Origin of the sequence: Mycobacterium deserti, assembly GCF_025345615.1 — a bacterium.
GTDB classification, from domain to species: Bacteria; Actinomycetota; Actinomycetes; order Mycobacteriales; family Mycobacteriaceae; genus Mycobacterium; species Mycobacterium deserti.
The window spans coordinates 387,545-414,154 of record NZ_JAODWD010000004.1; the positions used below are offsets into that span (position 1 = coordinate 387,545).

Genomic DNA, 26,610 nt, shown 5'->3' on the forward strand with positions numbered 1-26,610 from the left:
CAGCTCCACGAGGAGTTGCTGTGGCCGCGCTACGCCGGTCCCAATGACCTCGCCGACATCGAGGCGATGCCCTCGGCCGGCGCGGATTACTCGGCTGACCCACAGGACTAACCCATGCCCCTCTCCTCGGAGTCATCCCGCGTTCCTGTTGTCATTGTCGGCGCCGGGCCAACTGGCGTGACCGCCGCCATCCTGCTGGCCCAATACGGCATCAAGAGTCTGGTCCTCGATCGCTGGGACGACGTCTACCCGCAACCGCGCGCGGTGCACCTGGACGACGAGGTCTACCGGATACTGGACCGGCTCGGATTGGCCGAGTCCTTCGCGGCCATCTCCCGGCCGGCGCGCGGACTGCAACTGCTCGACAAACACTTGAACGTTCTCGCTGAGTTCCAGCGGGACAGCGCACCCGGCCGTCAGGGATTTCCACAGGCCAACATGTTCGACCAGCCGGAGCTGGAATCCCTGCTGCGGGCCCAGATGAAACGCCATGCCGCCGTGACGTTCCGAGGCAACGTGGAGGTGACCAGCGTTTCACCCGACGAGTCGGGACCCGCACGAGTGCTATTCACCGACAAGGACACCGGCACCGAGCACGCGGTGCGCGCGGATTTCGTGCTCGGGTGCGACGGCGCGAACAGTCTCGTCCGATCAGACATCGGCGCCCACATGGACGACCTGCGGTTCGAGCAACGATGGCTGGTCATCGACGTCGACACCGACGCCGATCTGGGCCAGTGGGAGGGTGTGCACCAAGTCTGTGACTCGACCCGCGCCGCCACCTACATGCGGATCGGCCCTACCCGTTATCGCTGGGAATTTCGCCTGCTCGACGAAGAGTCGGCCGCCGACTTCGACGCGATCGAGCGCGTCATGCCGCTCATCACACCGTGGGTGGCAGACACGCCCATCGATCGACTAGATCTGATTCGGGTCACCGAGTACACCTTTCGTGCCCAGCTCGCGAGTCGGTGGCGGAGGGGCAACGTGTTCATCTTGGGTGACGCCGCACACCTCACCCCACCGTTCATCGGACAAGGCATGGGGGCGGGCGTTCGCGACGCGATGAACCTCACATGGAAGATCTCCGGCGTGCTGGCGGGCACCCTCTCCCCCACGGTGCTCGACACGTACGAGCAGGAACGAAAACGCCACGTCCGTGCACTCATTCGACTCACCCTGGCCATCGGATGGACGATGACCGCCGGCGGCGACATCGGCGACCTCATCCGTCGAGCGGTGGTACCTCGGCTCCATCTCCTACCCGGGCTGCGGACCCGCGTCGTGGACAGCCGAACTCCACCCCTGCGCCGGTCGGCACTCGTCGTCAAGACCCCGGCATTTCGTCCGTTGGCGGGCACTTTGAGTCCCAACGCCGTAGTCGGACCGAATGTTCGGCTCAACGACGTAACGTCCAACCGCTTCGCCCTGGTCTCGAAAGCGCTGCTGGACTCACGAGAGCGCGAGATGTTGGAACGTCGAGGTGCCGTTGTCGTTCACGCGGATTCCGGTAGCGAACTCGCCGAGTGGCTCGACCGTGGCCACGCAACCGCGGCCATCATTCGCCCGGACATGACCGTGATGCGCGCCGGACGCAGCGTCGCAACGTTGTGCCGACGTGTGCCGGTGTTCACGCCCCCACCACCGCCCCCGACCTCCACTGCCGACAGCCCCGAGTCGAAGCGAGTCGCCGATGCCTAAACGCCGGAACGTCCCGTCCTACCGCCCGGATATCTACTCGACCGAGGCCATCCTGGACCCCTACCCGCATTACGCACGCCTGCGGGAACTCGGTCCCGTCGTGTGGTTGTCCAAACAACGGGTCTACGCGCTACCCCGCTACGCCGAATGCAAGGCCGCGCTGCGCGACGACAAGACGTTCGTCTCCGGCCGCGGGGTGGCCCTCAACCCGTTCACCAACCGCGGATCCCGTGGCACCACACTGACCAGCGACGGCGACGAGCACAACAAGCGACGCAAACTCGTCGCACACCGCCTGACACCCAAGGCACTGCGCACCATGTCCGACGCGGTCGCCAGCCAAGCAGAGCAGATAGTGGATGCGGCGGTTGCCAAGCGCACCGTTGACGGAGTCCGAGATCTCGCGACCGCACTGCCCCTGGCCATTGTGCCCGACTTGGTCGGATGGCCTCGCGATGGCCGCGACCACCTCATCGAGTGGGCCGGAGCAACGTTCGACGCCCTCGGCCCGCTGAACAAAGTCAGCATCCGAGCCATACCCGCCACCCTGCAGATGCTGCGCTTCTCGCGCCGGGTGGTCCGCGAGCGATCCGTCCTCGACGGCAGCATGGGCCACGACGTGATGGCCGCCGTCGACGCCGGCACCTTGGACAAGTCTGAAGTCCCCCCGCTGATGATCGACTACCTGGCCCCCTCGCTGGACACCACCATCAGTGCGATCGCCAGTGCCCTGCACCTCTTCGCCGCCCACCCGGATCAATGGCAGGCGGTACGCGCCGATCCCAGCCTCATCCCCAACGCAGTGAACGAAGTGTTGCGCATCGAATCCCCGTTGCGCGCCTTCTCCCGCAGCACCACCCGCGACGTCGAATTCGCCGGCACAACCATCCCCAAGGGCGCCCGAATATTGGTGATCTACGCCTCGGCCAACCGCGACGCACTGGAGTGGACCGATCCGGACACCTTCGACATACACCGTGACGCCACCGGCCAGCTCGGCTTCGGTTATGGGACTCACGGCTGTGCGGGTCAGGGCCTGGCACGGATGGAAACGCAGGCGATCTTGACCGCCCTCGCCGAGCGGGTCGAGACCATTCGAGGCACCGCAGAACCAATCTGGGCGGTCAACAACGTCATTCACCAGTTCGAGCGACTCCCGCTCGAGTTGATTCCCGCTGGAGAGGAAAAGTCATGAAGGTCAACGTCGACTTTGACCGCTGCGAGGGCCACGGGTTGTGCGTGACGCAAGCAGCCGATGCCTTCTCGCTCAACGACGACGGGGAGCTGGACTACCATTTCGACGGTGACGACGTGCCAGCCGACATGGAGGACGACGTTCGCGCGGCGATCGGCGTGTGCCCCGTCGCAGCGCTGAGCGAATCGCCCTGACCCATGCCTCAGACTGTGCGCGGAACGATCAGCCCGAGTAAGAAGCAAGCCGTCGAACTGGTCGACATCGTCATCCCCGACCCAGGCCCGGGCGAGGTGGTGTGGACGTCATCGCCTGCGGCGTCTGCCACATCGATCTGACCTACCGCGAAGGTGGCATCAACGACGACTACCACTTCCTGCTCGGATACGAGGCGTCGGGCACCGTGGAGTCGGTGGGCCCCGGCGTCACGGCCGTGGCTCCCGGCGACTTCGGTGCTGAACTGGCGCGCGGTCTGCGGCCATTGCCCGGCCTGCAAGCGGGGACGGCCATGGTACTGCCTCAACACATTCACCGCCGAGCAGAAGATGACGCTCATCGACGGCACGAAACTCACGCCCGCCGTGGGCATCGGGGCCTTCGCCGACAAGACCCTCGTCGCCGCCGGCCAGTGCACGAAGGTCGAGCCGCAGGCCGACCCCGCGGTCGCCGGCCTGCTGGGATGCGGCGGCGCGGCAATCGCGCCCTGCGCACCAAACTGACGAAAGAATCATGACTGATTCCGTGGCTTAAACTGGTCGCAAACGTGGAGGTGTCACTGGTGAACGACGGACAGAATCAGCCGCAGAACCGGCTGGCGCGACGGAAGCAACGCACCCGCGGGGCGTTGCTCCAAGCGGCGCAGGCATTCATCGCCGCGGGCAAGCTCAATGCTCCGATTCTGGAGATCACCCAAGCCGCCGACGTCGGCATGGGATCGTTCTACAACCACTTCGAATCCAAGGATGACCTGTTCGCGGCCGCAGTCACCGACGTCCTCGACTCCCAAGGCGATCTGCTGGATCAACTCACCGAGACGTTGACCGATCCGGCGGAGAGATTTGCCTGCCGATACCGCCTGTGCGGGCGACTCTTCCGGCAGCAACCGCAGGAAAGTCGCATCATGTTGTCCATCGGATTGTCATTGCTATCCTCCGACCGCGGGCTCGCCCCCCGTGCCAAGCGCGACATCGTCGCCGCGTCGAACGCTGGCCGCTTCAAGGTGCACGATCCCGACATTGCACTCGCCGTTGCCGGTGGTGCGCTACTGGGACTGGGACAATTGCTGCTCGAACAGCCCGACCGAGACGACGCTCACGCCACCGACGAGGTCGCACGAGACGTCTTGCGCTTGTTCGGCATGACGGCCAGGCAGGCTCAACAGCTCACGTCGCAGCCCCTGCCCGACATCGCCGCGAGCGACGACGCAGGGTCAGCCGCGTAAAGCCCACAGCGGCGGACCCCTTCGAATGCGCGCCAAGCGCACCGACCCCCTTCACGGCGTGCGCTGCGCGGGCACCGCCGCCAACCGCCTGGCACGTCAGCGAGCCGCAAATCACCGTGCCGTGGACCCTGCCCGATAGGCGAGCCGCGGCGGCGGCACGCACCCTCGATGCCCGAACACGGTGAGGGGTCACCAGACAGACGACCACGCTTTCCCGTCGAAATCGCTCGCAGCGGTTCACTCATATGCAGGCGACCGGTTACCCGCTGCGACTGCAGCACATCCCGCACCGTCCACACGGGTCGGTGCGGGCCTTATGTTGTTTCTTCAGTCGCCCGGCTGTTTTGCCGGCCGCCGCCGAGTCGAGCCGTCGGTGCGGTCGCCGTGTGGCGTGTAGCGCGTCATTAGAGCGAGCGCGGCGAGGATGCACACGCTTGAGATGACGGAGAAGCCGAGGACGATGCCCAACTGGGCGCTTCGCGGCTGGATCACGACCTCATCGCTTGTCGCCGAGAGGAAACCGCTGGCTGCGAGCACGAAGCCATAAGCCCCCGCTCCAGCGGCCGCTGCAGTGGTCTCACCGGCCGACCACAGTCCCACCAGCACCCCGGCGCGCCGCTGGCCCGACTCACCGGCGTCATCGGCCAAGGTGTCAGCCAGCATCGTGGTGGGCAGTAATTGCGCACCGGCGAAACCGATGCCGGCCATCAGAAAAGCGGCCCAAGCGATGGAAAACTTGCTCGGGTCGGCAACCCAGGGCAGGGCAGTCACCGTGAACGTCCCGACTCCGAAGATGGCCAAAGCGACCTGCAAGCAACGCTTCTCACCGTATCGGCGCGCGGAGCGACTCCACACCGGCATCGTCAGCAGCATCGGCCCCAGGACGCACACGAACAGCGGTGCAACCGCCTCTGCGCTACCAAGAATCTGTTCCGCCATGTAGGGCAGACTTGCCAACGCAACCGAGATGATCACCTCGATGAGCATGAACACACCGAAGAGAACACAGAACGGTCGATTGCGGCGGGCCGCAGCCAATGCTTCCCGCAGAGATCCGGCCCCCTTCGGCGCTGCACTTACCGTTGTGCGGGCTGGACGACGCGCGCTGTACAACGCGGCGCACGTGCCCAGGAAGACCACGCAGCCCATCACGACCGCCATGACGCGATATCCCTCCCGCCCGCCACCATCGACCGCGGTGATCAACGAAGCGACAGCGGCCGCCCCCAAGATCGCCACACCAAGGAAAGCCATGCGCCACGCCGTCATCGACATTCGTTCCTCGGTGCTGGCCCCGAGCTCAGCGGGAAGCACGCCGAAGGGGACGACGAACGCTGAGAACCCCAGCCCCGTCAGCGCCAGAGCGATCGCGACCCACCACGCAGCCGCAACCCCGGTGAACGGCGAGAAGAAGATCGACCCGAATCCCAGCGGAAACGTGATCATCCCAGCGATCATCCACGGTCTCCGAGGCCCCAGTCGGGACACCGTGGAATCGGACAACCTGCCAACAATCGGGTTGTACACGACATCGAGGAGCTTGGGCAGGAAGACCACGAACCCCGCCGCCGCGGCTTCGACTCCGAGCACGTTCGTCAGGTAGTAGAGCAATACGAGCCCCGGCACTACGGCATAGGTGGCCGTCGCCAAGGACCCAGCGCCGTATGCGACCCGTTCGGAGGTGGACAGGGCGAAGACGCCGCCGCTCCGGAAGTCCGTCGTGGTCACGGTGCAAACTCCCAGCGCTGTGCGTTGTCCTGATCACCAAGTCGAATCTGATGGTACGTACGGTGATGACGTGATCGTCAAACGCGAGCTATGGCTCAGCCATCGACCACCCCCAGGTCTGCGCCGCGCTGGGACTCGCCGACCGTGGCGGGCCGGGCAGCATTGAGCTGGCCATGATCCGAAGCGGCAGCACGCCTGCAGCATTCACGCTGGTGCGACCCAGAGTCGTCGTCAGTGACTCCATCGTCGTGGCCGTCGCCACTTTCCGCCTGCGACTCCTCGATTGGTGGTGCCATGGGACACGCCCCGGCCTGGCGAAGTCTGCGCAAAAAGCGTCCAACCGCGCCCGAATGATTGGCTGCTTCCGTCTCCCGCGTCACCTCGTTGACCGTGCGCACCACCTCGCCCAACACACCGTCAAGCGGATTGCCCGGGTGGCACCCGGTCGGACTCAATAGTCAGCCGAAGCGGGGTCCAGCATCTTCTTAACAAAAGATCCTGCGCCTGCTGTGGGATTCCGGCTCTCCCGATAATGTTCTTGCGGTACAGCAGCATCCCGGTCGTGACCGGCTTGGCCAGCTCAATCGCCGCGAGCCACCGCTTGCTACGGCTCTGCAGATTGATTCGAGGACGGTACGTCCGGACGCCCGCAAGTCGCCGGCACGACGCGACACGAACTCGGGTCCAACGTTGTGCAGATGTTGTGCACAATGGGCGACTATCGCCTTGACCTTGCTCCCCCGGCTGGACTCGAACCAGCAACCCTTCGGTTAACAGCCGAATGCTCTGCCAATTGAGCTACAGGGGATTGCCCTTCCCGCGAAGCGATGTCCACGGACCGAGGGATGACTCTAGCGTACGTGCCGGTTGGGTCGCCAATGTGTTGCCGCCCGGCGCGCACCCCTGCGGGTGAGGCAGGATGGAGTCGAACGAACCGTCGTCTGGGAGGGGTCCTGTGATCCGGTATCTGGCCGTGTTGGCCGTCGGCTACGTGATGGGCACCAAGGCCGGCCGTCGTCGATATGAGCAGATCGCGGGCACGTACAAGGCCGTGACCGAGAGCCCGGCCGCCAAGGCCGTGCTGGACGCAGGACGCCGCAAGATCGCCGACCGGGTGTCACCGGACGCGCCGATGGTCACGCTTACAGAAATCGACCCCGGGACCGCAGTGATCGGTCCCGAGGCCGGGCAGAACAGCGCGACGCGCAGGTCCTAGGGGTTGCCGTAGATCCGGCCCGGGAACAGCGGCCCGGTGCTGATGCCCGCGCCGTCCGGGCCCCACAGGCCGAACTCAGGGGTTCCGACGTTGACCCCGTTGCCGTTCGAGTAGGACAGGCACTTGCCGTCCTCTTTGTTGCCGAACCACGCCAGGCAGGCCGGGCCCGCCAGATCCTCGGACACACCGCTACCAGTCAGCGCTGCCGCGAAGGGCGCCGCGATGGCGGCCGCCGCGAATGCGCCCGCGGCGATGATCCGACGTGCGCGGATGTTGGTCGATGTCACGAGAGTGCCTTTCTGACCGTTCCCCGACGGTGGTGAGCGGGTCTACCTTAACGCGCCGACGCCGATCACGCAGTAAGGTCGTCGCCGCTGGCCTGTTCGAGCAGGCTGCGCCGATAGGCCTCCATCGCGACGAGGTCGCCGAACAGGGCGTGGTACTCGTCGCCCTGGTCCACCGGCGACATCCGCTGAAGCTTGGATTTCACCTCGGCGATCTGCCGGCCCACCCATACCTCTTGCAGCCGGGCGAGCACCCCGGAGATGTAGCGCGGCAGCCTCTCGTCGTCGTCGACGTTGATGGCTTCCACGCCCAGTTCGTTGATCAGGTTCGCCGCCGCCGGTGACGCGGTCTGGCCGCGCACGGTCTCGATCCACTCCGCGCCCGACTTGCCCGCCGACGTACCGCCCGCCCCGTCGACCGCGGCGCGGACTGCCGCGTACCCCGGGTGGGTGAAACTCTCGATCGTCAGCGAGTCGAACACCGGCCCGGCCAGCGCCGGGTACTGCAGCGCGGACTTCAACGCCTCGCGCTGCGGCCACAACGTCGGGTCGGCGGGGTCAGGCCGCGAGGCCGGATCCTGGCGGGCCCGCTTCGTCTGGGCTTCCGCGGCCGTCCGGCGCCTGGCCCGCTCCGGCAGCCCCTGCTTCTGCGCTTCTTCGCGGACCCGTGACAGGACCTGAGCGTCGTCGGCCCAGCCGACCCAACCGGCCAGCCGCCGCGCGTACTCGTCGCGCAGCATCGGCTCCTTGATGCGCGCCACCATCGGGACACACCGCCGCAACGCGTCGACACGGCCCTCGGCGCTGTCGAGATCGTGTTCGCTCAACGCAGTGCGAATGGCGAACTCGAACAACGGAGTTCGACGCGCCACCAGGTCGCGAAGTGCACCGTCGCCCGATGCCAGGCGCAGGTCACACGGGTCCATCCCGTCGTCGGCCACCGCCACGAACGATTGGCCGGCCAGGTTCTGCTCACCCTCGAACGCCTTGACCGCCGCCGCCCGGCCGGCCTCGTCGCCGTCGAAGACGTAGATCAGCTCGCCGCGAAAGAAGTTGTCGTCCATCATGAGTCGGCGCAGCATCGACAGGTGCTCGTCGCCGAAGGCGGTGCCACAGGAGGCCACGGCCGTGGTCACTCCGGCCAGGTGCATGGCCATCACGTCGGTGTAGCCCTCGACCACGACGGCCTGGTGGCCCTTGGCGATGTCGCGCTTGGCCAGGTCGAGGCCGAACAACACCGCCGACTTCTTGTAGAGCACGGTCTCCGGGGTGTTGATGTACTTGGCTTCCATCTGGTCGTCGTCGAAGATGCGGCGCGCACCGAATCCGATGACCTCGCCCCCGCTGGCCCGGATCGGCCACAGCAGCCGACGGTGGAAGCGGTCCATCGGGCCGCGACGACCCTCTCGTGAAAGCCCGGCGGCCTCGAGTTCCTTGAACTCGAATCCCTTGCGCAGCAGATGCTTTGTCAGCGTCTCCCAACCCGAGGGGGCGAACCCGCAGCCGAATCGCGCGGCAGCGTCGGCGTCGAAGTTGCGGTCGAGCAGGTACTGCCGAGCCGGCGCGGCCTCCTCGGACTGCAGTGCTTGCGCGTAGAACTCCTGGGCGGCCGCGTTGGCGGCCAGCAGCCTGCTGCGGCTACCACGGTCGCGCTGGACGGTCGTCGACGACGCCCCTGTATAGGTGATCGTGTGCCCGACGCGGTCGGCGAGCAGTTCGACCGCCTCGACGAAACTGACATGCTCGATCTTCTGGACGAACGCGTACACGTCGCCGCCCTCGCCGCAGCCGAAGCAGTGGAAGTGACCGTGATTTGGCCGCACATGGAACGACGGAGACTTCTCGTCGTGGAACGGGCACAGGCCCTTCATCGAATCGGCGCCCGCGCGACGCAACTGCACGTAGTCGCCTACGACCTCTTCGATGCGCACGCGTTCACGGATGGCCGCGATATCGCGATCAGAGATTCGGCCGGCCACCGGCCTAGTCTAGGCCGGGCTCGATGCGCTCCAATCGGCCTTCTGTGAACGACGCGATCTGGTCGATGACCACCCGCATTCGCCCGCCGTCGTCGGCCGCGCCGTTGAACGCGGGCACGAAGATCGGGTCGAGCGTGGCGGGCGCGCCCGCCAGTAGCCAGTGTGCGACGGTCTGGACACGTTCACGCTGACGCGCCTGCAGTTCCAGATGCCGCGGGTCGGACATGATGAACTGCAGCGCGAGGATCTTCAGCACCGCGACCTCGGCCCTGACCAGCTTGGGCACCTGCAGGTCCGCGGCATACCGAACGAGTGGCAAGCGTGCTGCGGATTCCTTGGTCGCCGTGATGGCGGCCGAGGCGAACCGTCCGACCAGCTCGCTGGTCAGCCGCTTGAGCGCGACGGACGCGGCCAGGGTTCCGTCGTACTTACCGACGGCCGCCACGACCGGCAGATCCGATAGTCGCGCCGCCGCGGCCACCAGCACGCCGGCGGACAGACCCGCCCCCATCCCGCTGGACTCTCCGAGTCGGCCCAGCTCGGCCGCTGCGTCGTCGTCGGCCAGCACCCGCAGGTCGATACGGCCCGACACCACCCCGTCCTCGACGTCGTGCACCGAATACGCGACATCGTCGGCCCAGTCCATCACCTGGGCCTCCAGGCACGGCCGGTCCGTGGGCGCGTCGTCACGTACCCACCTGGCCGCGACCGTGTCGTCCTCATAGAATCCGAACTTGCGCGCCCGCGTGCCGCGCCGCCACGGATATTTGGTCACCGCGTCCAGCGCGGCCCTGGTGAGGTTGAGTCCGGCGCTGTGACCTTGTGGGTCAAGCACTTTCGGTTCCAGGCGGGTCAGTATGCGAAAGTTCTGCGCATTGCCTTCGAAGCCGCCGTGCTCGGTGACGATCTCGTCCAGTGCCCGTTCGCCGTTGTGGCCGTACGGCGGATGACCGATGTCGTGCGCCAGGCCGGCCAGGTCGACGAGGTCGGGGTCGCAACCCAACCCGATGGCCATGCCGCGGCCGATCTGGGCCACTTCGAGCGAGTGCGTCAGACGGGTGCGCGGCGTCTCGCCCTGGCGCGGTCCGACGACCTGGGTCTTGTCGGCGAGCCGGCGCAACGCGGCGCTGTGCAACACGCGGGCCCGGTCGCGTGCGAACGCGGTCCGATGCTCGGTGTCGGTACCGGGCAGCGCAGCACCCTTGCGCGGTTCGACCACCGGGCGCTGCCGGTCGAACTCGCTGTATGGGTCTTTATTCGTAGCCACCGTCGGACAGTCTGCCAGGATGGCGACCATGCGCCTCGCCCGTCTGCAGAGCCTCGTGCTCGCGGTGCTCGCTTCTCTACTCCTGCTGGCGCCCGCGGCAGGCGCTGAACCGCCGTTTCGGGTGCCGGACTATGTCACCGACAACGCGCGCGCATTCACGAGCGGCCAGCGCGCCGAGGTCGAGAATGCCGTCGAGCGGCTGTACAACGACCGGCGGATCCGGCTCTGGGTCGTCTACGTCGACAGCTTCGGACAGGACCCCGTCCGCTGGGCGCGAACCACCATGCAGATCAGCAGCTTCGGTGACTACGACGCTCTGCTCGCCGTCGCCACCGAGGAGCGTGCGTTCGCGTTCCAGGTACCGACCACCATCGCCGACCAATCCGAGACGACGTCGTTGCAGCGCAACGAGATCGAGCCGCACCTGCGCCAGAGCGATTGGGCCGGCGCGGCCGTTGCCGCGGCCGAGGGACTGAATACGGCGTCGGCATCGACGGGTACGGGCGTCACGTGGGTCGGGATCACCGTTGTGCTGGGGATCATCGCGGTGCTCCTGCTCGTCCAGGTCTTGTGGACCCGTCGGCGGCGACGCAATCGACGCGAGGCCGAGTTCGCTGCGGCGCGACGGATCGACCCCACCGACCCCAACGCCCTGGCATCGGTGCCGATCGAGGCGCTCGACGACCTGTCCAAGGCGATCGTCGTGGACGTCGACAACGCGGTACGCACCAGCGACAGCGAGTTGGGTTTGGCTGTCGAGGAATTCGGCCCAACGCAGACCGAACCGTTCAGCCGGGCGCTCGGCAACGCCAAGACGACGCTGGCGCAGGCGTTCAACGTCCGGCAGATTCTCGACGACGCCGCCCCCGAGTCCCCGCAGCAGCGACGCGATCTGTTGATCCGGGCGATCGTCGCCGCGGCCAAGGCGGACCGCGAACTCGACGCGCAGACCGAGGCCTTCGACAAGCTGCGGGATCTGGTGATCAACGCCCCGTCCCGCCTCGACGCGCTGACCCAGCAGATGGTCGACCTCACCGCGCGACTGGGCCCTTCCGAGCAGGCGTTGGCAGCGCTGCACAACCAGTTCGCGGCCGCTGCATTGACGTCCGTCGAGGGCAATGTCGAGACCGCCAGGCAACGGCTGTCGTTCGCCGATCAGAACATCACGAACGCCCGCAGTTTGGTCGCGCGCCCGGCGGGTCAGCAGATGGGACTGGTCGACGCCATCCGCGCGGCGGAGTCGGCACTGGGGCAGGCTCGTTCGTTGCTCGACGCGGTGGACAGCGCAGGTTTCGACATCAATCGGGCCGTAGCCGCGCTGCCGTCGGCCATCGCCGACATCCAGAACGGCATCAACGCGGCGACTGGTCAACTGCAACAACCGAACACGCCGAAGCAGACCGAGCTCGCGGCCGCGCGCGACGCCGCAGTCGCCGCGGTGGCCGAGGCGCAAAAAGACGGCGGCAACGATCCGCTCGGCGCGTTCACACAACTGACCAAGGCCGACGCGGATCTGGATCAGCTACTGGCCAGCGTCGCGGAGGAACGCGAGGCCGCCAATCGGCTCAGCAGGGCGTTCGATCAGGCGCTGTTCACCGCGCAGGCACGCGTCAAGGGGGTGTCGGATTTCATCGACACCCGCCGGGGCAGCATCGGTTCTGAAGCGCGGACCCGGTTAGCCGAGGCGGTGCGTCAACTCCAAGCCGCACAGGACAAGAAGTCGACGAATCTGGCCGAGGCGATCGCGCACGCCAACGGCGCGTCCATGCTTGCGGCGCAGGCGCAGTCGCTGGCCAACGACGATGTGCAGGCCGCGCAGCAGCTCTACACCTCAGGCTGGGGTGGCGGTGGTGGCAGTTCCGACATGGGCGCCGTCATCGGCGGCATCATCATCGGCAACGTCCTGAGCGGCGGGTTCAGCGGGCGCGGCGGATTCGGCGGAGGCTTCGGTGGCTTTGGGGGCGGCTTCGGCGGTGGCATGGGTATGGGACGGTCGACGTCGTTCGGCGGATCCTCACGCTCGTCGAGCCGCAGCTACAGCGGTGGCGGCGGCCGCTTCTAGCAGCCCTTGAGGCGGGCGGCGAGATAGTCGCTGACGTTGTCGAGGCCGACGCGGTCTTGAGTCATGGCGTCACGCTCGCGGATCGTCACCGCCTGATCGTCGAGCGTGTCGAAGTCGACCGTCACGCAGAACGGTGTGCCGATTTCGTCCTGGCGGCGGTAACGCCTGCCGATCGCGCCGGCGTCGTCGAACTCGACGTTCCAGTTTCGGCGCAGTTCGGCGGCCAGGTCACGCGCCTTCGGCGACAGGTTCTCGTGCCGCGACAACGGCAGCACCGCCGCCTTGACCGGCGCCAGCCGGGGGTCGAGCCGCAGCACGGTGCGCTTGTCGACGCCGCCCTTGGCGTTGGGCGCCTCGTCCTCGGCGTACGCGTCGACCAGGAAGGCCATGAACGACCGCGTCAGCCCCGCGGCCGGCTCGATCACATACGGCACGTAACGAGTGTCGGTGGCCTGGTCGTAGTACGACAGGTCGGCACCGGAATGCTTGGAGTGCGTGGACAAGTCGAAGTCGGTGCGGTTGGCGACACCTTCCAGCTCGCCCCACGTGCTGCCCTGGAAGCCGAACTTGTACTCGATGTCGACGGTGCGGTCCGAGTAATGCGACAGCTTCTCCTTGGGATGCTCGTAGAGCCGAAGGTTGTCGCGATCGATACCCAGATCGACATACCACTGCAGCCGTTCGTCGATCCAGTACTGATGCCATTCACGCGCGGTCGACGGTTCGACGAAGAATTCCATCTCCATCTGCTCGAATTCGCGCGTGCGGAAGATGAAGTTGCCCGGCGTGATCTCGTTGCGAAAGCTCTTGCCCGTCTGGGCGATACCGAACGGCGGCTTGCGCCGCGACGTCGTCACCACGTTGGCGAAGTTGACGAAGATGCCCTGCGCGGTCTCCGGCCGCAGATAGTGCAAACCTTCCTCGGTCTCGATCGGCCCGAGGTAGGTCTTGAGCATCATGTTGAAGTCGCGGGGCTCGGTCCACTGCCCCTTGGTGCCGCAGTCCGGGCAGGCGATCTCGGTCATCGGCACCGCGTCGGGGTCATCGAGGCGCTTCTTCTCTGCATATGCCTCCTGCAGGTGGTCCTGCCGGTGCCGCTTGTGACAGTTCAGGCATTCGACCAGTGGGTCGTTGAACACCTCGACGTGACCTGAGGCCACCCACACCTCGCGCGGCAGGATGATCGACGAGTCGAGGCCGACGACGTCCTCGCGGCTGGTGACGACCGAGCGCCACCACTGGCGCTTGATGTTCTCCTTGAGTTCCACCCCGAGCGGGCCGTAGTCCCACGCCGACTTCGTGCCGCCGTAGATCTCGCCGGACTGGTAAACCAGACCGCGACGCTTGGCCAGGTTGGCGACGGTGTCGATGATGGAAGCCACGGGCACACAGCCTAGCGACCGGCCGGGCCGGCGTTGACATGCATGGGTCCGCATGTATTGTTGGCGTCATAATGGAAATCGTTTCCACTTTGCCTGAGACCGGCCACGAACACAGCGGGGCGCCGTACCCGGAGCTGCCGGAACGTGAACTGCTCGACACCTCCGGCGATCTGCTGCGCGCACTGGCCGCGCCGGTGCGCATCGCGATCGTCCTTCAGCTGCGGGAGTCGGCGCGCTGCGTGCACGAACTCGTCGACGCGCTGGCCGTGCCGCAGCCGTTGGTCAGCCAGCACCTGCGCATTCTCAAGGCCGCGGGTGTCGTGGCCGGTGAACGGTCGGGGCGCGAAGTGATGTACCGGCTCGTGGACCACCACCTCGCCGACATCGTCGTCGCGGCAGTCACCCACGCCGCCGAGGGCACGCAGTGACCCAGCCCGCCGTGCGCGCGACCCGCCAGCGCGCAGCGATCTCCGCGCTGCTGGACAAGATCGACGACTTCCGCTCGGCCCAGGACCTGCACGACGAGCTGCGCCGTCGCGGAGAGGGCATCGGGCTCACGACCGTCTACCGAACCCTGCAGCAGATGGCCGCCGCAGGTGTCGTCGACACCCTGCGCACCGACACCGGCGAGTCGGTCTACCGCCGATGCTCCGAGGACCACCACCATCACCTCGTATGCCGGGCGTGTGGATCGACGGTCGAAGTGGTGGGCCGCGAGGTCGAGAAGTGGGCCGCCGACGTCGCCCGCAAGCACGGTTTCTCCGACGTCAGCCACACCATCGAGATCTTCGGGATCTGCGGCGCCTGCACCAAGGCCACGCCGACCTGAGCTCCGCCGCGTCAGCCGGCTAACGCGCGCCGCACATCAGCCCCGGTGGCCAGCACCATGAGCACCAGCGTGCGCAGCGCGTCATCGGTCAGGCCGGCCGCCGGAAAGTTGTACCGCAACAACACATCCGCGACCTTCTTGGAGTTGCGCTTGGCGCCGGCGGCGATCTCCTTGTGTCCGCTCTTGGCCGCCAGCGAGACCGTGCCGAGCATGGTGGCGTGGGCGTGATCGGCGACCTTGGCCCGCAGCTTGGCGTCCAACGGCAGATCCCACGCCAGGATCTGGGTGAGCGACACCAGGTCGAGCCCCTCGGCGACGGTGACCACCCGCAGCGACGCGAACGTGCCGTCGTGGTGCACCGTCACCGCGCCGTCGTCCTCGCGCTGAACCGTCAGCACCCCGTCCAGGACGGCGACCAGCCGCTCCTGCAAATCCATCAGGCCCAACCGCTCAGATACATCATTCGGCTCTGCCGAAGCGCCGGTTGCGGTGCACGTACTCCTCGCAGGCCGCCCACAGGTCGCGACGGTCGTAGTCGGGCCACAGTTTGTCCTGGAAAACGAACTCGGCGTACGCGGCCTGCCACAGCAGGAAGTTGCTGGCCCGCTGCTCCCCCGAGGTCCGGATGAACAGGTCGACATCCGGAATATCGGGCCGGTGAAGGTGTTTGGCGAACGTCGCCTCGCTGATCCGACCCGGATTGACCTTGCCGTCGACCGCCGCCTGTGCGAGCTCGCGGGTCGCCTCGACGATCTCGGTGCGCCCGCCGTAGTTGACGCAGTAGTTGATCGTGATGACGTCGTTGCCGACCGTCATCTGCTCGGCGATGTCGAACTCCTTGATGACGCTGCGCCACATCCGCGGCCGCGAGCCGACCCAGCGCATGCGCACGCCCATGTCGTTGAGGTTCTCACGGCGCCGGCGGACCACCTCGCGGTTGAAGCCCATCAGGAACCGGACCTCTTCAGTGCTGCGCTTCCAGTTCTCGGTGGAGAACGCATAGACCGTCAGGTGCTTGATACCGATTTCGATGGCGCCGCAGGTGATGTCGATCAGCACCGCCTCACCCATCTTGTGGCCTTCGGTGCGGTGCAGTCCGCGTTGGGTCGCCCAGCGGCCGTTGCCGTCCATCACGACGGCCACGTGCTTGGGCACCTGGTCGGCCGGGATCTCCGGCGCGGCCGCCATGGACGTGTGTTGGGGCGGACGCGCGAATCGGCCGTTGCTGCGCGGCGGCAGCTCCGGGAACACGACAGGCCACGAAGACTTGTCGGGGAAGGTGGGATAGTCCTCAGGCGCCGGGGGCAGCTGTGGGTAGGTGCGCTTGCTCACCCGTCGCCCGCCGGTTCTCGCTGCCATGGCGCATATCATTCCCGACCAGAGCCACCCGCTGGTCAGCGACCGTCCTATCGACCCGGTAGACGCGCTCCACCAGCGGCAATGTTCGCAGCTGCCGTTCCAGATGCCATTGCAGATGCGCAGCAACCAGACCGCTGGCCTGGCTGCGGTACGACGACGGCGACGCCTGGGCGTGCTCCCAGTCTCCGTCGTGCAGTGCGGTCATCAGGTCCAGCACGCCCTGCGGCGGTGTCACCGAACCCGACGGCCGGCAGTGCACACACACGGCACCGCCCGCCGCGATGTGGAACGCCCGGTGCGGGCCCGGCGTGGCGCAGCGGGCGCATTCGGTCAGCGCGGGCGCCCACCCCGCGATCCCCATAGCGCGCAACAGGTACGCGTCGAGGACAAGCTCGCGCGGCCGGCTTCCGTCGGCCACCGCCCGCAGAGCGGCCACGGTCAGCCGGTGCAGTGCGGGCATCGGCGCCCGCTCCTCCCCGGCCAGCCGTTCGGCGGTCTCCAGCACCGCGCATGCGCAGGTGTAGCGGCCGTAGTCGCAGACGATGTCGGTGGCGAACGCGTCGATGGCCTGCACCTGGGTGACGATGTCGAGGTTGCGGCCGGGGTGCAGCTGAACGTCGATGTGCGCGAACGGTTCGAGCCGGGCGCCGAACTTGCTGCGGGTGCGGCGCACACCCTTGGCCACCGCGCGCACCAACCCGTGGTCGCGGGTGAGCAGGGTGACGATGCGGTCGGCCTCGCCGAGCTTGTGCTGGCGCAGCACCACCGCCCGGTCCCGATACAGCCGCATCAGTACAGTCTCGCACTGTGTTCTGACAGAACCCGGAACGCAGCGCCGATTATCCTCCTAAGCGATGGTTCATTCTTCCCGCTTCCCCACCCTGACTCAGCAGCTGTTCCAGCTGGCGAGCGGCACAGTCACGTCCGAACAGCTGGTCCGGCGGTCGCTGGACGCGATCACCGCCAGCCAGCCGTCGCTCAACGCCTTCCGGGTGGTGCTGCGCCGACAGGCTCTGGCCGACGCGGCCAAGGCGGACCGCAAACGTGCGGCAGGCCAGGATCTTTCACAACATCCCCTTTTAGGGATTCCGATCGCGGTCAAGGACGACGTCGACATTGCGGGTGTGCCGACACGGTTCGGCGCCGACGGGAACGTGCGTCCCGCGGCGGCCGACGCCGAGGTGGTGCGCCGGCTGAAGGCCGCGGGTGCGGTGATCGTCGGCAAGACCAATACATGCGAGTTGGGCCAATGGCCGTTCACCAGCGGGCCGGCGTTCGGACATACCCGCAACCCCTGGTCGCGTGCGCACACACCGGGCGGATCGTCGGGCGGCAGTGCGGCGGCGGTGGCCGCGGGCCTGGTGGCCGCGGCCATCGGATCAGACGGTGCGGGCAGCGTCCGCATTCCCGCCGCGTGGACCCATCTGGTGGGAATCAAGCCGCAGCGCGGACGCATCTCCACCTGGCCACTGCCCGAGGCGTTCAACGGGATCACGGTCAACGGGGTGCTGGCGCGGACGGTCACCGACGCGGCTCTGGTCCTCGATGCCGCCTCCGGCAACGCCCCGGGTGACCTGCACCAACCACCGCCGGTGCGGGCCACCGACTTCGTCGGCCAGGCGCCCGGTCCGCTGCGGATCGCGATGTCGACGAAGTTCCCGTACACGGTGTTCCGCGCCAAACTGCACCCCGAGATCCGCGCCGCACTCGAAACCGTCGCCGGTCAACTCCAAGAGCTGGGGCACACGGTCAAGCCGCACGATCCCGACTACACCCTGGGCATGTCGTGGAACTTCCTGTCCCGGTCCACGTCGGGGCTGGTCGAGTGGGCCGACCGGCTGGGCCACGACGTGGAGCTCGACAAGCGCACCCGAGCCAACATCCGCACGGGCTGGTTGTTGTCGCAGAACGTGTTGCGCAAGGCCCGCGCACACGAAGCGCGTGCGCACCGGCGCATCGGGTGGACGTTCAACATCGCCGACGTCGTGCTGGCGCCGACGACCGCGCAGCCGCCGCCGCCGGTGCACGACTTCGATCGGCGCGGCGGGCTGTCGACCGACCGCACCATGATCAAGGCGTGCCCGGTGACGTGGCCGTGGAACCTGCTGGGCTGGCCGTCGATCAATGTGCCCGCGGGCTTCACCTCCGACGGCCTGCCGATCGGCGTTCAGCTGATGGGCCCGGCCAACAGTGAGCCGCTGTTGATCTCGCTGGCCGCGGAGCTGGAGGCGATCAACGGCTGGGTGAACAAACAGCCCGAGGCGTGGTGGTTTCCGACCCCCGCCGACGTAACTCCGGTCCACGAGGAGCGGTCCGACGAAGTCGCGTAATGTCCTCGGTCATGAGAGCGCTGCGCTGCGCTTATGCGCTTCCGGCACTGGCCGTCCTCGGCGGTGCGGTTCTGGGGACACCCACGGCCGTCGCCGACAACAAGCGTCTCAACGACGGGGTCGTCGCCAACGTCTACACCGTGCAGCACCAGGCCGGCTGTGACACAGACATCGAGATCAACCCGAAGTTGCGGCTGGCCGCGCAGTGGCACACCAATGACGTTGTGAACAACCGCGCACTCAACGGCGACATCGGTTCTGACGGGTCGACGGTCACCGACCGCGCGCGCAAGGCCGGCTACGACGGCGCGGTGGCCGAGACGGTGGCGACCAATCCGGCGCTGGCCATCAGCGGCGTCGAGCTGATCAACCAGTGGTATCACCGGCCCGACTACCACGCGATCATGGCCGACTGCGCGAACGTCGACATCGGAGTGTGGTCAGAGAACCTGATCGACCGCACGGTTGTCGTCGCGGTGTACGGGAAGGGCGACAGCGCGCCGCCCGCGCAGGGCCCGGGTCGTGCGTTCGGTCAACCGGGCTAAAAGCCCAGTCGGCCAAGCTGTTTCGGGTCGCGTTGCCAGTTCTTGGCGATCTTCACCCGTAGGTCGAGATACACCTTGGTCCCCAGCAGCTTCTCGATTTGCGTGCGCGCGGCGGTGCCCACCTCACGTAAACGCGCACCGCCCTTGCCGATCACGATGCCCTTCTGGCTGTCACGCTCGACGAACAGGATGGCGTGCACGTCGATCAGGTCGTCTCGGCCTTCACGCGGGCTGACCTCCTCGATGACGACGGCAAGTGAGTGAGGCAGCTCGTCGCGCACGCCTTCGAGGGCGGCCTCCCGAATCAGCTCAGCCATCAACGTCTCCTCGGGCTCGTCGGTCAGCTCGCCGTCGGGATAGAACGCCGGACCGGGCGGCAACTGCTCGACGAGCACGTCGGTCAGCACATCCAGTTGCTCGCCGGCGGTCGCCGACACCGGCACGATCTCGGTGTCCTGGCCGACGAGCTCGCTGACCGCGAGCAGTTGCGCGGCGACGCGGTCCTTGGCCACCTTGTCGATCTTGGTGACGACGGCCACCAGAGTGGTCTTCGGCGCGACGGCGCGGATCTGCTCGTAGATCCACCGGTCCCCCGGTCCGACCTTCTCGTCGGCCGGGATGCACAGTCCGATGACGTCGACCTCGGAGTAGGTGTCCTTCACCAGGTCGTTGAGACGCTGCCCCAACAGGGTGCGCGGCCGGTGCAGACCGGGGGTGTCGACGAGGATGATCTGGAAGTTCTCGCGATGCACGATGCCCCGGATGGTGTGGCGGGTGGTCTGCGGCCGGTTCGACGTGATGGCGACCTTGGCGCCGACGAGCGCGTTGGTCAGCGTCGACTTGCCGGTGTTCGGCCGCCCCACGAAACAGACGAAGCCGGAACGGAATTCGTCGTTCATTTCGCACCGAGACTGCGGGGAGGTCGCGCTGTGACGCGATTTCGCGATCTGTGCGCAGTCTCGACGCTCATATGCGCTTGCCCGACCGGTCGGTGACGATGACCGTCGCGTCGGCCGACAACTCTCGCACCGCGGCCACGCCCGCGTCGTCCTCGGCACCGCCGACCAACACCGCAGCCTCGAGCCCGGTGGCGCCGCTGGACACCGCGGCGGCAACAGCAGCTTGTAAAGCGCTCAGCTGCAACGCTTTCAGCGTCACCGGCGCTCCGGCGTAGGTGCGGCCGTCGGCGTCGCGAACCGCCGCGCCAGTGCTCGCTTCGGCCCGGCCCATGGCGCCGCGGGCCAGCGTCACCAACTTGGCGTCCTCGGCGTCAAGATCCGTCATGTGTCTCCTCGGACCCCGGCTCGGTCGGACTGACCAGGACCGTACCGATGCGCACCCGGCCGCGATGGTCGGGCCCGCCCTCAGCGCGAAGTCGCAGACGGTCCCACGTCACCTCGGCTCCAGGCAGCGGGACGCGACCGAGTTCCAGCGCGACGAGTCCGCCGACGGTGTCGACGTCAAGGCCCTCGTCGAACTCGATGTCGTACAACTCGCCGAGGTCCTCGATCGGCAGCCGGGCCGACACCCGGTAGCTCTCGTCGCCCAACTCCTCGACCGGGGCGACTTCGTCGGTGTCGTACTCATCGGCGATCTCCCCGACGATCTCCTCCAACACATCCTCGATGGTGACCAAGCCCGCAATCGCACCGTATTCGTCGACCAGCAGCACCATGTGCACGCGGTCGCGCTGCATCTCTCGCAGCAAGGCGTCGAGCGGCTTGGAGTCCGGCACGAAGACCGCGGGTCGCATCAGATCCGAGACCTTGGTGTCCCGGCCGCCGTTTCGCGAGTAGTACGTCCGCTGCACCAGGTCTTTCAGGTAGACCACACCGACGACGTCGTCGACGTTCTCACCGATCACCGGGATGCGCGAATGTCCACTGCGCACCGCCAGCGACGTGGCCTGTCCTGCCGTCTTGTCAACTTCGATCCACACCATCTCGGTGCGCGGCACCATCACCTCACGCGCCGGGGTGTCGCCGAGCTCGAACACCGATTGGATCATCCGGCGCTCGTCGTCAGCCACCACCCCGCTCTGCTGCGCCAGGTCGACGACCTCACGCAGCTCGATCTCGGAAGCGAACGGCCCATTGCGAAAGCCGCGCCCGGGCGTCAGCGCGTTGCCGATCAGGACCAGCAGCCGGCTGATCGGGGTCAGTAGCACCGAAATCGCCTGCAGCGGAAGCGCGGCCACCAGCGCGAACGAGTAGGCGTGCTGGCGGCCCAACGTCCGCGGACCGACACCAATCGCGACGAAGCTGACCACAGTCATGATCGCGGCCGCGGCGGTCAGACCCCACGCCACGCCGAGCAGGCCGTCGAGATACGCGACGAGCAGCACGGTCGCGGTGACTTCGCAGGCGATGCGCAACAGCACGATCAGGTTGATGTAGCGCGGCCGCTCGGCCATCACCCGTGCCAACCGCACCGCGCCTGGGCGCTCGTCGCGCATCAACTCCTCGACGCGCGCCACCGACACGGTGCTCAGCGCGGCGTCTACGGCCGCGAAGAGTCCACCGAATGCGACGAGCGCAATCGCGCCGAACAGCGGGGCGGTCCCGTTCATGGCTCGTCGAAATATCGGGACTCCAGCAACCGCCGGTCCTTGTCGGACTGACGGTCCTGGTGGTACGCCTCGACCTGCTCGGCCACCCACTCCGCGAGGAGCTGGCGCTGCAGGGCGAACATCTCTTTCTCCTCGTCCGGCTCGGCGTGGTCGTAGCCCAACAGGTGCAACACCCCGTGCACCGTCAGCAGGGCCAGCTCCTGACCGAGCGAGTGTCCGGCCGCAGTGGCCTGGGTAGCCGCGAACTCCGGACACAACACGATGTCGCCGAGCAACGACGGTCCAGGCTCCGGCGCGTCGGGCCGGCCACCCGGCTCGAGCTCGTCCATGGGAAAGCTCATGACGTCGGTCGGACCCGGCAGGTCCATCCATCGCATGTGCAGGTCGGCCATCGCGGCGGTGTCGAGCAGCACCATCGACAACTCGGCCGCCGGATGCACCTTCATCTTGCGGATGACGAATCGGGCGACGCTGATCAACTCGTCTTCGGAGACGTCGATGCCCGATTCGTTGGACACCTCAATGCTCATCGCGGTCTACCGTCGCGGCCGGTTGCCCGAGGCGCGACGCTGCGCGCGGTTGGCCAGCGCAGGGTCCTCGACTCTGGCGTAAGCGTCGACGATGTCGGACACCAGCCGGTGCCGAACGACGTCGGCACTGGTGAGCTCGGCGAAGTGAATATCGTCGATGCCGTCGAGAATCCGCATCGCGGCGCGCAATCCGGACTCCGCACCACCCGGCAGGTCGACCTGCGTGATGTCGCCGGTCACAACGATTTTCGAGCCGAACCCCAATCGCGTCAGGAACATCTTCATCTGCTCAGCGGTGGTGTTCTGCGCCTCGTCGAGAATGATGAACGCGTCGTTCAGCGTCCTGCCTCGCATGTACGCCAGCGGCGCGACCTCAATGACACCGGCGCTCATCAGCTTGGGAATCAGCTCGGGGTCCATCATGTCGTGCAGCGCGTCGTACAGCGGCCGCAGGTACGGGTCGATCTTCTCGCTGAGCGTGCCGGGCAGAAAGCCGAGGCGTTCCCCGGCCTCGACCGCGGGGCGGGTTAGGATGATCCTGCTGACCTGCTTGGTCTGTAAAGCGCTGACCGCCTTCGCCATTCCGAGGTAGGTCTTTCCGGTGCCCGCTGGGCCGACTCCGAAGACGATGGTGTGCGCGTCGATCGCGTCGACATAGCGCTTCTGGTTCAGCGTCTTCGGTCGGATGGTCTTGCCGCGCCGCGACAGGATGTCGAGGGTCAATACCTCGGCGGGCGATTCATTTCCGGTGCCGGTGAGCATCGCGACGCTGTGGCGTACCGCGTCGGGCCTCAGGGTCTGGCCGCTGTTAACGACCGCGATGAGTTCGGAGACCACCCGTTCGGCCAGCGCCACGTCAGCGGGCTCGCCGACGAGGGTGACCGCGTTGCCGCGGACGTGGATGTCAGCGGCCAGGAGGCTCTCGAGTGCGCGCAGATTCTCGTCGGCGGAACCCAGTAGGCCCACGACGAGGTCGGGCGGAACATCGATGCTGCTGCGAACGAGAGCGTCCGAGTCAGCGTTCGTTTCGCGAGGCGTCACGTGGGGCTTTCTGCCTACTTTCTGGGTCGTGGCCTGGTGGTTTGCTCGTGAGTACCCACTTTACCGTCGGGTGCCTACCCAACCCAATGCTTATCTGCGCAGGTCAACTCACATCCACCGGTTCGTCAAGACGCCCAGCGCCCCTAACGCGACGGCCGCCGCGCTCGACGTTCGCAGCACCGTGGGGCCCAACCGCGCCGCGACGGCGCCCGCATCCGTGAGTGCGGCCACCTCGTCATCGGCTATTCCGCCCTCAGGCCCGATCAGAAGCATCAGCGAATGAGCTTGCGCCACAGGAAGATCGGCCAGCGGTCGGGTCGCCGACTCGTGCAGTGCGACCACCAGCGCGCCGCGAGCGTCGCGGATGCGCTCCACCAACTCGGGGGTCTTCACCATGCCGGTCACGGCCGGGATGTGCGGGCGGCGCGACTGCCGAGCCGCCGACCTGGCCACCGCCTGCCACCGCCGCAGCCCCTTGTCGACCTTGGCTGGGCTGTCCCACCGCGCCACGCAGCGCGCGGCCTGCCACGCGACGAACGCGTCCGCGCCGGCTTCGGTGGCCAGTTCGACGGCCAGTTCGGCGCGGTCGGACTTCGGCAACGCCTGCACGACGGTGACCTTCGGGATCGCTTCTCCGACGGTGAAGCGCTGGAGTACCCGCGCGGTCAACCGGCCTTTGCCGGTCTCTTCGACGACGCAGTGCGCCAAGGCGCCGGCGCCGTCGCTGAGGTCCACTCGCTCCCCCGTCCGGATCCGGCGCACATTCGCGGCGTGGAAGCCCTCGTCGCCGTCGACGACGGCAAGCTCACCGGTCGACGGCAGGGCGTCGACGTAGAACAGCGTGCCGATCACGCTGGCCTAGCGGCCGGTGAAGGTTTCGCGCAACCTGCTGAAGAAGCCGCCGCCCGCAGCGCCCTGGCTCTGCGTCGACCGCACCTCGGCCACATCGCGGGCCCGCTTCTCCTTGAGCTTGCGCAGAATCTCGATATCGTCGTGGTCCAACCGGGTCGGCACCATCACGTCGACGTGTGCATGCAGGTCGCCGCGCACGCCGGAGCGCAGGTGCGGCATGCCGTGCCCACGGATCGTGATGACCGCCCCGGGCTGCGTGCCCGCCGGGATCTCGACCTCGATAGGGCCGTCGAGTATCGCGTCGACGGTGACCGAGGCGCCGAGCGCCGCGTCGACCATCGGCACCGAGATCGTGCAGTGCAGGTCGTCGCCGTCGCGCACGAACGTGTCATGCGCCTTCTCGTGCACCTCGACGTAAAGGTCACCCGCGGGGCCGCCGCCGGGTCCGACCTCACCTTGGGCGGCCAAGCGCACCCGCATCCCGTCGCCGACACCTGCGGGGATCTTCACGCTGATCTCGCGCCGGGAGCGGACCCGGCCGTCGCCGCCGCAGCGGTGACACGGATCCGGGATGACCTCGCCGACCCCGCCGCACACCGGGCACGGGCGTGCCGTCATGACCTGGCCCAGCAGTGAGCGCTGCACGGTCTGCACCTCGCCGCGGCCGCCGCAGGTATCGCAGGTGACCGGGGTGGAATTGCCGTGGGTGCCCTTGCCCTGACACAGATCGCAGAGCACCGCGGTGTCGACGGTTACCTGCTTGGTCACTCCGGTGGCGCACTCCGACAGGTCCAGCCGCATCCGAAGCAGCGAGTCCGACCCCGGCCGCACCCGCCCGATCGGCCCGCGAGACGCGGTGCCGCCACCGAAGAACGCCTCGAACACGTCACCGAGGCCGCCGAAGCCGCCGCTGAACCCGTTGCCCGCGGCCCCCGCCGTCTCGAGCGGATCGCCGCCCAAGTCGACGATCCGGCGTTTCTCCGGGTCACTGAGCACCTCGTAGGCGACGCTGATCTCCTTGAACCGCGCCTGCGCCTCTTCGTCGGGGTTGACGTCGGGATGCAGTTCGCGGGCCAGCTTGCGATAGGCGCGCTTGATCTCGGATTCACTCGCGCCTCTGCCCACCCCGAGCAGCCCGTAATAATCGCGTGCCACGCTGACCTCGCCTGTCTTTGCTTACTGGTCTCTAGCCGACTAGCGGCTACCTAGGACTTCCCCGATATAGAGAGCAACCGCAGCGACATTAGCGATAGTTCCCGGATAGTCCATCCGAGTGGGACCTAACACACCCATGCCGCCGAACACCGTGCCCGAACTGCCGTACGTGGTGGACACCACCGAGGTGCCCGCCATCTCCTCGGCCTCCGTCTCGTGGCCGATGCGCACGGTCACCTTGCCTGCCTCCTGCTGGGCGGCCAGCAGGCGCAGCACCACCACCTGCTCCTCGAGCGCTTCGAGCACGGGCCGCAGGGAGCCCCCGAAGTCGGCGGTGTTGCGCGTCAGATTGGCTGTGCCGCCGAGCAGCAGACGCTCCTCGCTGTGTTCGACCAGGGTCTCCACCAGCACCGTCGCCGACCGGCCGACGGCGTCGGCGAGACCGCCGTGGCCGTTGAGATTGGTGGCCAGGTCCGACACGGCGACCGACGCCGCAGTCAGCCGCTTGCCTTCGAGGGCCTGGCCCAGCAGGTCTCGCAGCTGTGCCACCTCGTGCTCGTCGAGCGTGTCGCCGAGTTCGACGATGCGCTGGTCGACGCGTCCGGAGTCGGTGATCACCACGAGCAGCAGGCGCGCAGGCGTCAGTGCGACGACCTCCAGGTGGCGCACCGTCGACGCCGACAAGGTTGGGTACTGCACGATCGCGACCTGGCGGGTCAGCTGCGCCAGCAGCCGCACCGCGCGGCGCAGCACATCGTCGAGGTCGACGCCGGACTCCAGGAAGCCCAGGATCGCGCGGCGCTCGGCCGCCGACAGCGGCTTGATGTCGTCGAGCCGGTCGACGAATTCGCGGTAGCCCTTCTCGGTGGGCACGCGACCCGAGCTGGTGTGCGGCTGGGTGATGTACCCCTCGGCCTCGAGCACCGCCATGTCGTTGCGCACGGTGGCACTGGACACGCCGAGGTTGTGGCGCTCGACGAGTGTCTTGGAACCGATCGGCTCCTTGGTGGCAACGAAGTCGGCGACGATGGCCCGCAGCACCTCGAAGCGACGGTCGTCGGCACTACCCACTGTTCACCTTCCCTTCCCACGCGAGACAGGGTTTCATTTTACGGTGTCTAACTGGGCCGATGTCGCCCGAGAGGTGG

26 protein-coding genes, 1 tRNA gene and 1 pseudogene are annotated in these 26,610 nt (G+C 67.3%); 11 read left to right on the forward strand and 17 right to left on the reverse strand.

The window, feature by feature from the left end; translation table 11 throughout:
• The first annotated feature begins 114 nt into the window (after nt 1-114).
• The 5 genes and pseudogenes from mhpA to N4S67_RS18205 all read left to right on the forward strand — a co-directional run bounded on the left by mhpA (nt 115) and on the right by N4S67_RS18205 (nt 4,334).
• Complete coding sequence (gene mhpA, locus N4S67_RS18185; protein WP_260994396.1) at nt 115-1,701, forward strand: bifunctional 3-(3-hydroxy-phenyl)propionate/3-hydroxycinnamic acid hydroxylase MhpA; 1,587 nt, start codon at nt 115-117, stop codon at nt 1,699-1,701.
• Nucleotides 1,694-2,896 carry a cytochrome P450 gene (locus tag N4S67_RS18190; protein WP_260994397.1) on the forward strand — a complete coding sequence of 401 codons (1,203 nt, stop codon included), beginning with the start codon at nt 1,694-1,696 and terminating at the stop codon, nt 2,894-2,896. Before mhpA ends, N4S67_RS18190 begins: the two co-directional genes overlap by 8 nt.
• A complete protein-coding gene (locus N4S67_RS18195; RefSeq protein WP_260994398.1) occupies nt 2,893-3,090 on the forward strand; it encodes a ferredoxin in 198 nt (65 codons plus the stop codon). The genes N4S67_RS18190 and N4S67_RS18195 overlap by 4 nt, the downstream gene beginning before the upstream one ends.
• Before the next feature lie 3 nt (nt 3,091-3,093).
• A pseudogene (locus N4S67_RS18200) lies at nt 3,094-3,591 on the forward strand (alcohol dehydrogenase catalytic domain-containing protein); the annotation flags it as partial.
• An 80-nt stretch (nt 3,592-3,671) separates the two neighbouring features.
• Complete coding sequence (locus N4S67_RS18205; protein ID WP_260994399.1) at nt 3,672-4,334, forward strand: TetR/AcrR family transcriptional regulator; 663 nt, start codon at nt 3,672-3,674, stop codon at nt 4,332-4,334.
• A 327-nt stretch (nt 4,335-4,661) separates the two neighbouring features.
• On the opposite strand, the gene N4S67_RS18210 is transcribed toward N4S67_RS18205, so the two are convergent.
• Together N4S67_RS18210 and N4S67_RS18215 are read right to left on the reverse strand one after the other, a co-directional pair.
• Complete coding sequence (locus tag N4S67_RS18210) at nt 4,662-6,062, reverse strand: MFS transporter (protein ID WP_260994400.1); 1,401 nt, start codon at nt 6,060-6,062, stop codon at nt 4,662-4,664.
• Between the two features lie 735 nt (nt 6,063-6,797).
• A tRNA-Asn gene (locus tag N4S67_RS18215) sits at nt 6,798-6,870 on the reverse strand.
• Nucleotides 6,871-7,017: 147 nt separating this feature from the next.
• Here N4S67_RS18215 and N4S67_RS18220 point away from each other — a divergent pair.
• Entirely contained in the window at nt 7,018-7,278 is a 261-nt protein-coding gene (locus N4S67_RS18220) for a hypothetical protein (RefSeq protein ID WP_260994401.1), read from the forward strand.
• Here N4S67_RS18220 and N4S67_RS18225 read toward each other — a convergent pair.
• From N4S67_RS18225 to N4S67_RS18235, 3 genes are all read right to left on the reverse strand, one after another.
• On the reverse strand, nt 7,275-7,565 hold the full coding sequence (locus N4S67_RS18225; RefSeq protein WP_260994402.1) for a DUF7155 family protein: 291 nt from the start codon (nt 7,563-7,565) through the stop codon (nt 7,275-7,277). The two genes, N4S67_RS18220 and N4S67_RS18225, sit on opposite strands and share 4 nt — an antisense overlap.
• Nucleotides 7,566-7,630: 65 nt before the next feature.
• Nucleotides 7,631-9,541: a DNA primase gene (gene dnaG / locus N4S67_RS18230; RefSeq protein ID WP_260994403.1), complete on the reverse strand. Its 1,911-nt coding sequence runs from the start codon at nt 9,539-9,541 to the stop codon at nt 7,631-7,633.
• 4 nt (nt 9,542-9,545) lie between these two features.
• Nucleotides 9,546-10,838 (reverse strand): deoxyguanosinetriphosphate triphosphohydrolase, encoded by a 1,293-nt coding sequence (locus N4S67_RS18235; RefSeq protein WP_260994404.1) that lies wholly within the window; start codon nt 10,836-10,838, stop codon nt 9,546-9,548.
• On the opposite strand from N4S67_RS18235, the gene N4S67_RS18240 reads away from it, so the two are divergent.
• Nucleotides 10,837-12,870, forward strand: a complete 2,034-nt coding sequence (locus tag N4S67_RS18240; protein ID WP_260994720.1) for a TPM domain-containing protein — start codon at nt 10,837-10,839, stop codon at nt 12,868-12,870. The two genes, N4S67_RS18235 and N4S67_RS18240, sit on opposite strands and share 2 nt — an antisense overlap.
• On the opposite strand, the gene N4S67_RS18245 is transcribed toward N4S67_RS18240, so the two are convergent.
• Nucleotides 12,867-14,306, reverse strand: coding sequence for a glycine--tRNA ligase (locus tag N4S67_RS18245; RefSeq protein ID WP_260994405.1), 1,440 nt, complete (start codon nt 14,304-14,306; stop codon nt 12,867-12,869). The genes N4S67_RS18240 and N4S67_RS18245 overlap by 4 nt on opposite strands.
• Nucleotides 14,307-14,323: 17 nt before the next feature.
• Between N4S67_RS18245 and N4S67_RS18250 the strand changes: the two genes are divergently transcribed.
• Together N4S67_RS18250 and N4S67_RS18255 are read left to right on the forward strand one after the other, a co-directional pair.
• Nucleotides 14,324-14,680 carry an ArsR/SmtB family transcription factor gene (locus N4S67_RS18250; protein ID WP_260994406.1) on the forward strand — a complete coding sequence of 119 codons (357 nt, stop codon included), beginning with the start codon at nt 14,324-14,326 and terminating at the stop codon, nt 14,678-14,680.
• Complete coding sequence (locus N4S67_RS18255; protein WP_260994407.1) at nt 14,677-15,081, forward strand: Fur family transcriptional regulator; 405 nt, start codon at nt 14,677-14,679, stop codon at nt 15,079-15,081. The genes N4S67_RS18250 and N4S67_RS18255 overlap by 4 nt, the downstream gene beginning before the upstream one ends.
• 11 nt (nt 15,082-15,092) lie before the next feature.
• Here the strand turns inward: N4S67_RS18255 and N4S67_RS18260 are convergent, their stop codons facing one another.
• From N4S67_RS18260 to recO, 3 genes are read right to left on the reverse strand one after another with little or no spacing between them, the layout of a single operon-like run.
• Nucleotides 15,093-15,518, reverse strand: coding sequence for a hypothetical protein (locus N4S67_RS18260; RefSeq protein ID WP_260994408.1), 426 nt, complete (start codon nt 15,516-15,518; stop codon nt 15,093-15,095).
• Nucleotides 15,519-15,540: 22 nt separating this feature from the next.
• Complete coding sequence (locus N4S67_RS18265; RefSeq protein ID WP_260994409.1) at nt 15,541-16,440, reverse strand: decaprenyl diphosphate synthase; 900 nt, start codon at nt 16,438-16,440, stop codon at nt 15,541-15,543.
• On the reverse strand, nt 16,373-17,230 hold the full coding sequence (gene recO, locus N4S67_RS18270) for a DNA repair protein RecO (RefSeq protein WP_260994410.1): 858 nt from the start codon (nt 17,228-17,230) through the stop codon (nt 16,373-16,375). Before recO ends, N4S67_RS18265 begins: the two co-directional genes overlap by 68 nt.
• A gap of 64 nt (nt 17,231-17,294) precedes the next feature.
• Between recO and N4S67_RS18275 the strand changes: the two genes are divergently transcribed.
• Nucleotides 17,295-18,770 (forward strand): amidase, encoded by a 1,476-nt coding sequence (locus N4S67_RS18275; RefSeq protein WP_260994411.1) that lies wholly within the window; start codon nt 17,295-17,297, stop codon nt 18,768-18,770.
• Between the two features lie 11 nt (nt 18,771-18,781).
• Nucleotides 18,782-19,315 carry a CAP domain-containing protein gene (locus tag N4S67_RS18280; RefSeq protein WP_260994412.1) on the forward strand — a complete coding sequence of 178 codons (534 nt, stop codon included), beginning with the start codon at nt 18,782-18,784 and terminating at the stop codon, nt 19,313-19,315.
• On the opposite strand, the gene era is transcribed toward N4S67_RS18280, so the two are convergent.
• The 8 genes from era to hrcA all read right to left on the reverse strand — a co-directional run bounded on the left by era (nt 19,312) and on the right by hrcA (nt 26,533).
• A complete protein-coding gene (gene era / locus N4S67_RS18285) occupies nt 19,312-20,214 on the reverse strand; it encodes a GTPase Era (RefSeq protein WP_260994413.1) in 903 nt (300 codons plus the stop codon). The two genes, N4S67_RS18280 and era, sit on opposite strands and share 4 nt — an antisense overlap.
• A 67-nt stretch (nt 20,215-20,281) precedes the next feature.
• Nucleotides 20,282-20,599, reverse strand: a complete 318-nt coding sequence (locus N4S67_RS18290; RefSeq protein WP_260994414.1) for a cytidine deaminase — start codon at nt 20,597-20,599, stop codon at nt 20,282-20,284.
• Complete coding sequence (locus tag N4S67_RS18295; RefSeq protein ID WP_260994415.1) at nt 20,586-21,884, reverse strand: hemolysin family protein; 1,299 nt, start codon at nt 21,882-21,884, stop codon at nt 20,586-20,588. Before N4S67_RS18295 ends, N4S67_RS18290 begins: the two co-directional genes overlap by 14 nt.
• Complete coding sequence (gene ybeY, locus N4S67_RS18300; protein ID WP_260994416.1) at nt 21,881-22,414, reverse strand: rRNA maturation RNase YbeY; 534 nt, start codon at nt 22,412-22,414, stop codon at nt 21,881-21,883. The genes N4S67_RS18295 and ybeY overlap by 4 nt, the downstream gene beginning before the upstream one ends.
• Before the next feature lie 6 nt (nt 22,415-22,420).
• Nucleotides 22,421-23,455: a PhoH family protein gene (locus N4S67_RS18305; RefSeq protein WP_260994417.1), complete on the reverse strand. Its 1,035-nt coding sequence runs from the start codon at nt 23,453-23,455 to the stop codon at nt 22,421-22,423.
• Nucleotides 23,456-23,563: 108 nt separating this feature from the next.
• On the reverse strand, nt 23,564-24,307 hold the full coding sequence (locus N4S67_RS18310; RefSeq protein WP_260994418.1) for a 16S rRNA (uracil(1498)-N(3))-methyltransferase: 744 nt from the start codon (nt 24,305-24,307) through the stop codon (nt 23,564-23,566).
• A 6-nt stretch (nt 24,308-24,313) separates the two neighbouring features.
• Nucleotides 24,314-25,462: a molecular chaperone DnaJ gene (gene dnaJ / locus N4S67_RS18315; RefSeq protein WP_260994419.1), complete on the reverse strand. Its 1,149-nt coding sequence runs from the start codon at nt 25,460-25,462 to the stop codon at nt 24,314-24,316.
• A gap of 39 nt (nt 25,463-25,501) precedes the next feature.
• Nucleotides 25,502-26,533 carry a heat-inducible transcriptional repressor HrcA gene (hrcA, locus tag N4S67_RS18320; RefSeq protein ID WP_260994420.1) on the reverse strand — a complete coding sequence of 344 codons (1,032 nt, stop codon included), beginning with the start codon at nt 26,531-26,533 and terminating at the stop codon, nt 25,502-25,504.
• Between the last annotated feature and the right edge of the window lie 77 nt (nt 26,534-26,610).

What these genes read in the sequence shown, in the direction of transcription:
- N4S67_RS18265 (WP_260994409.1), bottom strand. Translation starts at nt 16,440, where the DNA reads ATGGCAGCGAGAACCGGCGGGCGACGGGTGAGCAAGCGCACCTACCCA.
- mhpA (WP_260994396.1), top strand. Translation starts at nt 115, where the DNA reads ATGCCCCTCTCCTCGGAGTCATCCCGCGTTCCTGTTGTCATTGTCGGC.
- recO (WP_260994410.1), bottom strand. Translation starts at nt 17,230, where the DNA reads ATGCGGCTGTATCGGGACCGGGCGGTGGTGCTGCGCCAGCACAAGCTC.
- N4S67_RS18240 (WP_260994720.1), top strand. Translation starts at nt 10,837, where the DNA reads ATGCGCCTCGCCCGTCTGCAGAGCCTCGTGCTCGCGGTGCTCGCTTCT.
- N4S67_RS18190 (WP_260994397.1), top strand. Translation starts at nt 1,694, where the DNA reads ATGCCTAAACGCCGGAACGTCCCGTCCTACCGCCCGGATATCTACTCG.
- N4S67_RS18275 (WP_260994411.1), top strand. Translation starts at nt 17,295, where the DNA reads ATGGTTCATTCTTCCCGCTTCCCCACCCTGACTCAGCAGCTGTTCCAG.
- N4S67_RS18245 (WP_260994405.1), bottom strand. Translation starts at nt 14,306, where the DNA reads ATGCGGACCCATGCATGTCAACGCCGGCCCGGCCGGTCGCTAGGCTGT.
- N4S67_RS18235 (WP_260994404.1), bottom strand. Translation starts at nt 10,838, where the DNA reads ATGGTCGCCATCCTGGCAGACTGTCCGACGGTGGCTACGAATAAAGAC.
- ybeY (WP_260994416.1), bottom strand. Translation starts at nt 22,414, where the DNA reads ATGAGCATTGAGGTGTCCAACGAATCGGGCATCGACGTCTCCGAAGAC.
- N4S67_RS18290 (WP_260994414.1), bottom strand. Translation starts at nt 20,599, where the DNA reads ATGACGGATCTTGACGCCGAGGACGCCAAGTTGGTGACGCTGGCCCGC.
- N4S67_RS18195 (WP_260994398.1), top strand. Translation starts at nt 2,893, where the DNA reads ATGAAGGTCAACGTCGACTTTGACCGCTGCGAGGGCCACGGGTTGTGC.
- N4S67_RS18295 (WP_260994415.1), bottom strand. Translation starts at nt 21,884, where the DNA reads ATGAACGGGACCGCCCCGCTGTTCGGCGCGATTGCGCTCGTCGCATTC.
- era (WP_260994413.1), bottom strand. Translation starts at nt 20,214, where the DNA reads ATGAACGACGAATTCCGTTCCGGCTTCGTCTGTTTCGTGGGGCGGCCG.
- N4S67_RS18260 (WP_260994408.1), bottom strand. Translation starts at nt 15,518, where the DNA reads ATGGATTTGCAGGAGCGGCTGGTCGCCGTCCTGGACGGGGTGCTGACG.
- N4S67_RS18280 (WP_260994412.1), top strand. Translation starts at nt 18,782, where the DNA reads ATGAGAGCGCTGCGCTGCGCTTATGCGCTTCCGGCACTGGCCGTCCTC.
- N4S67_RS18250 (WP_260994406.1), top strand. Translation starts at nt 14,324, where the DNA reads ATGGAAATCGTTTCCACTTTGCCTGAGACCGGCCACGAACACAGCGGG.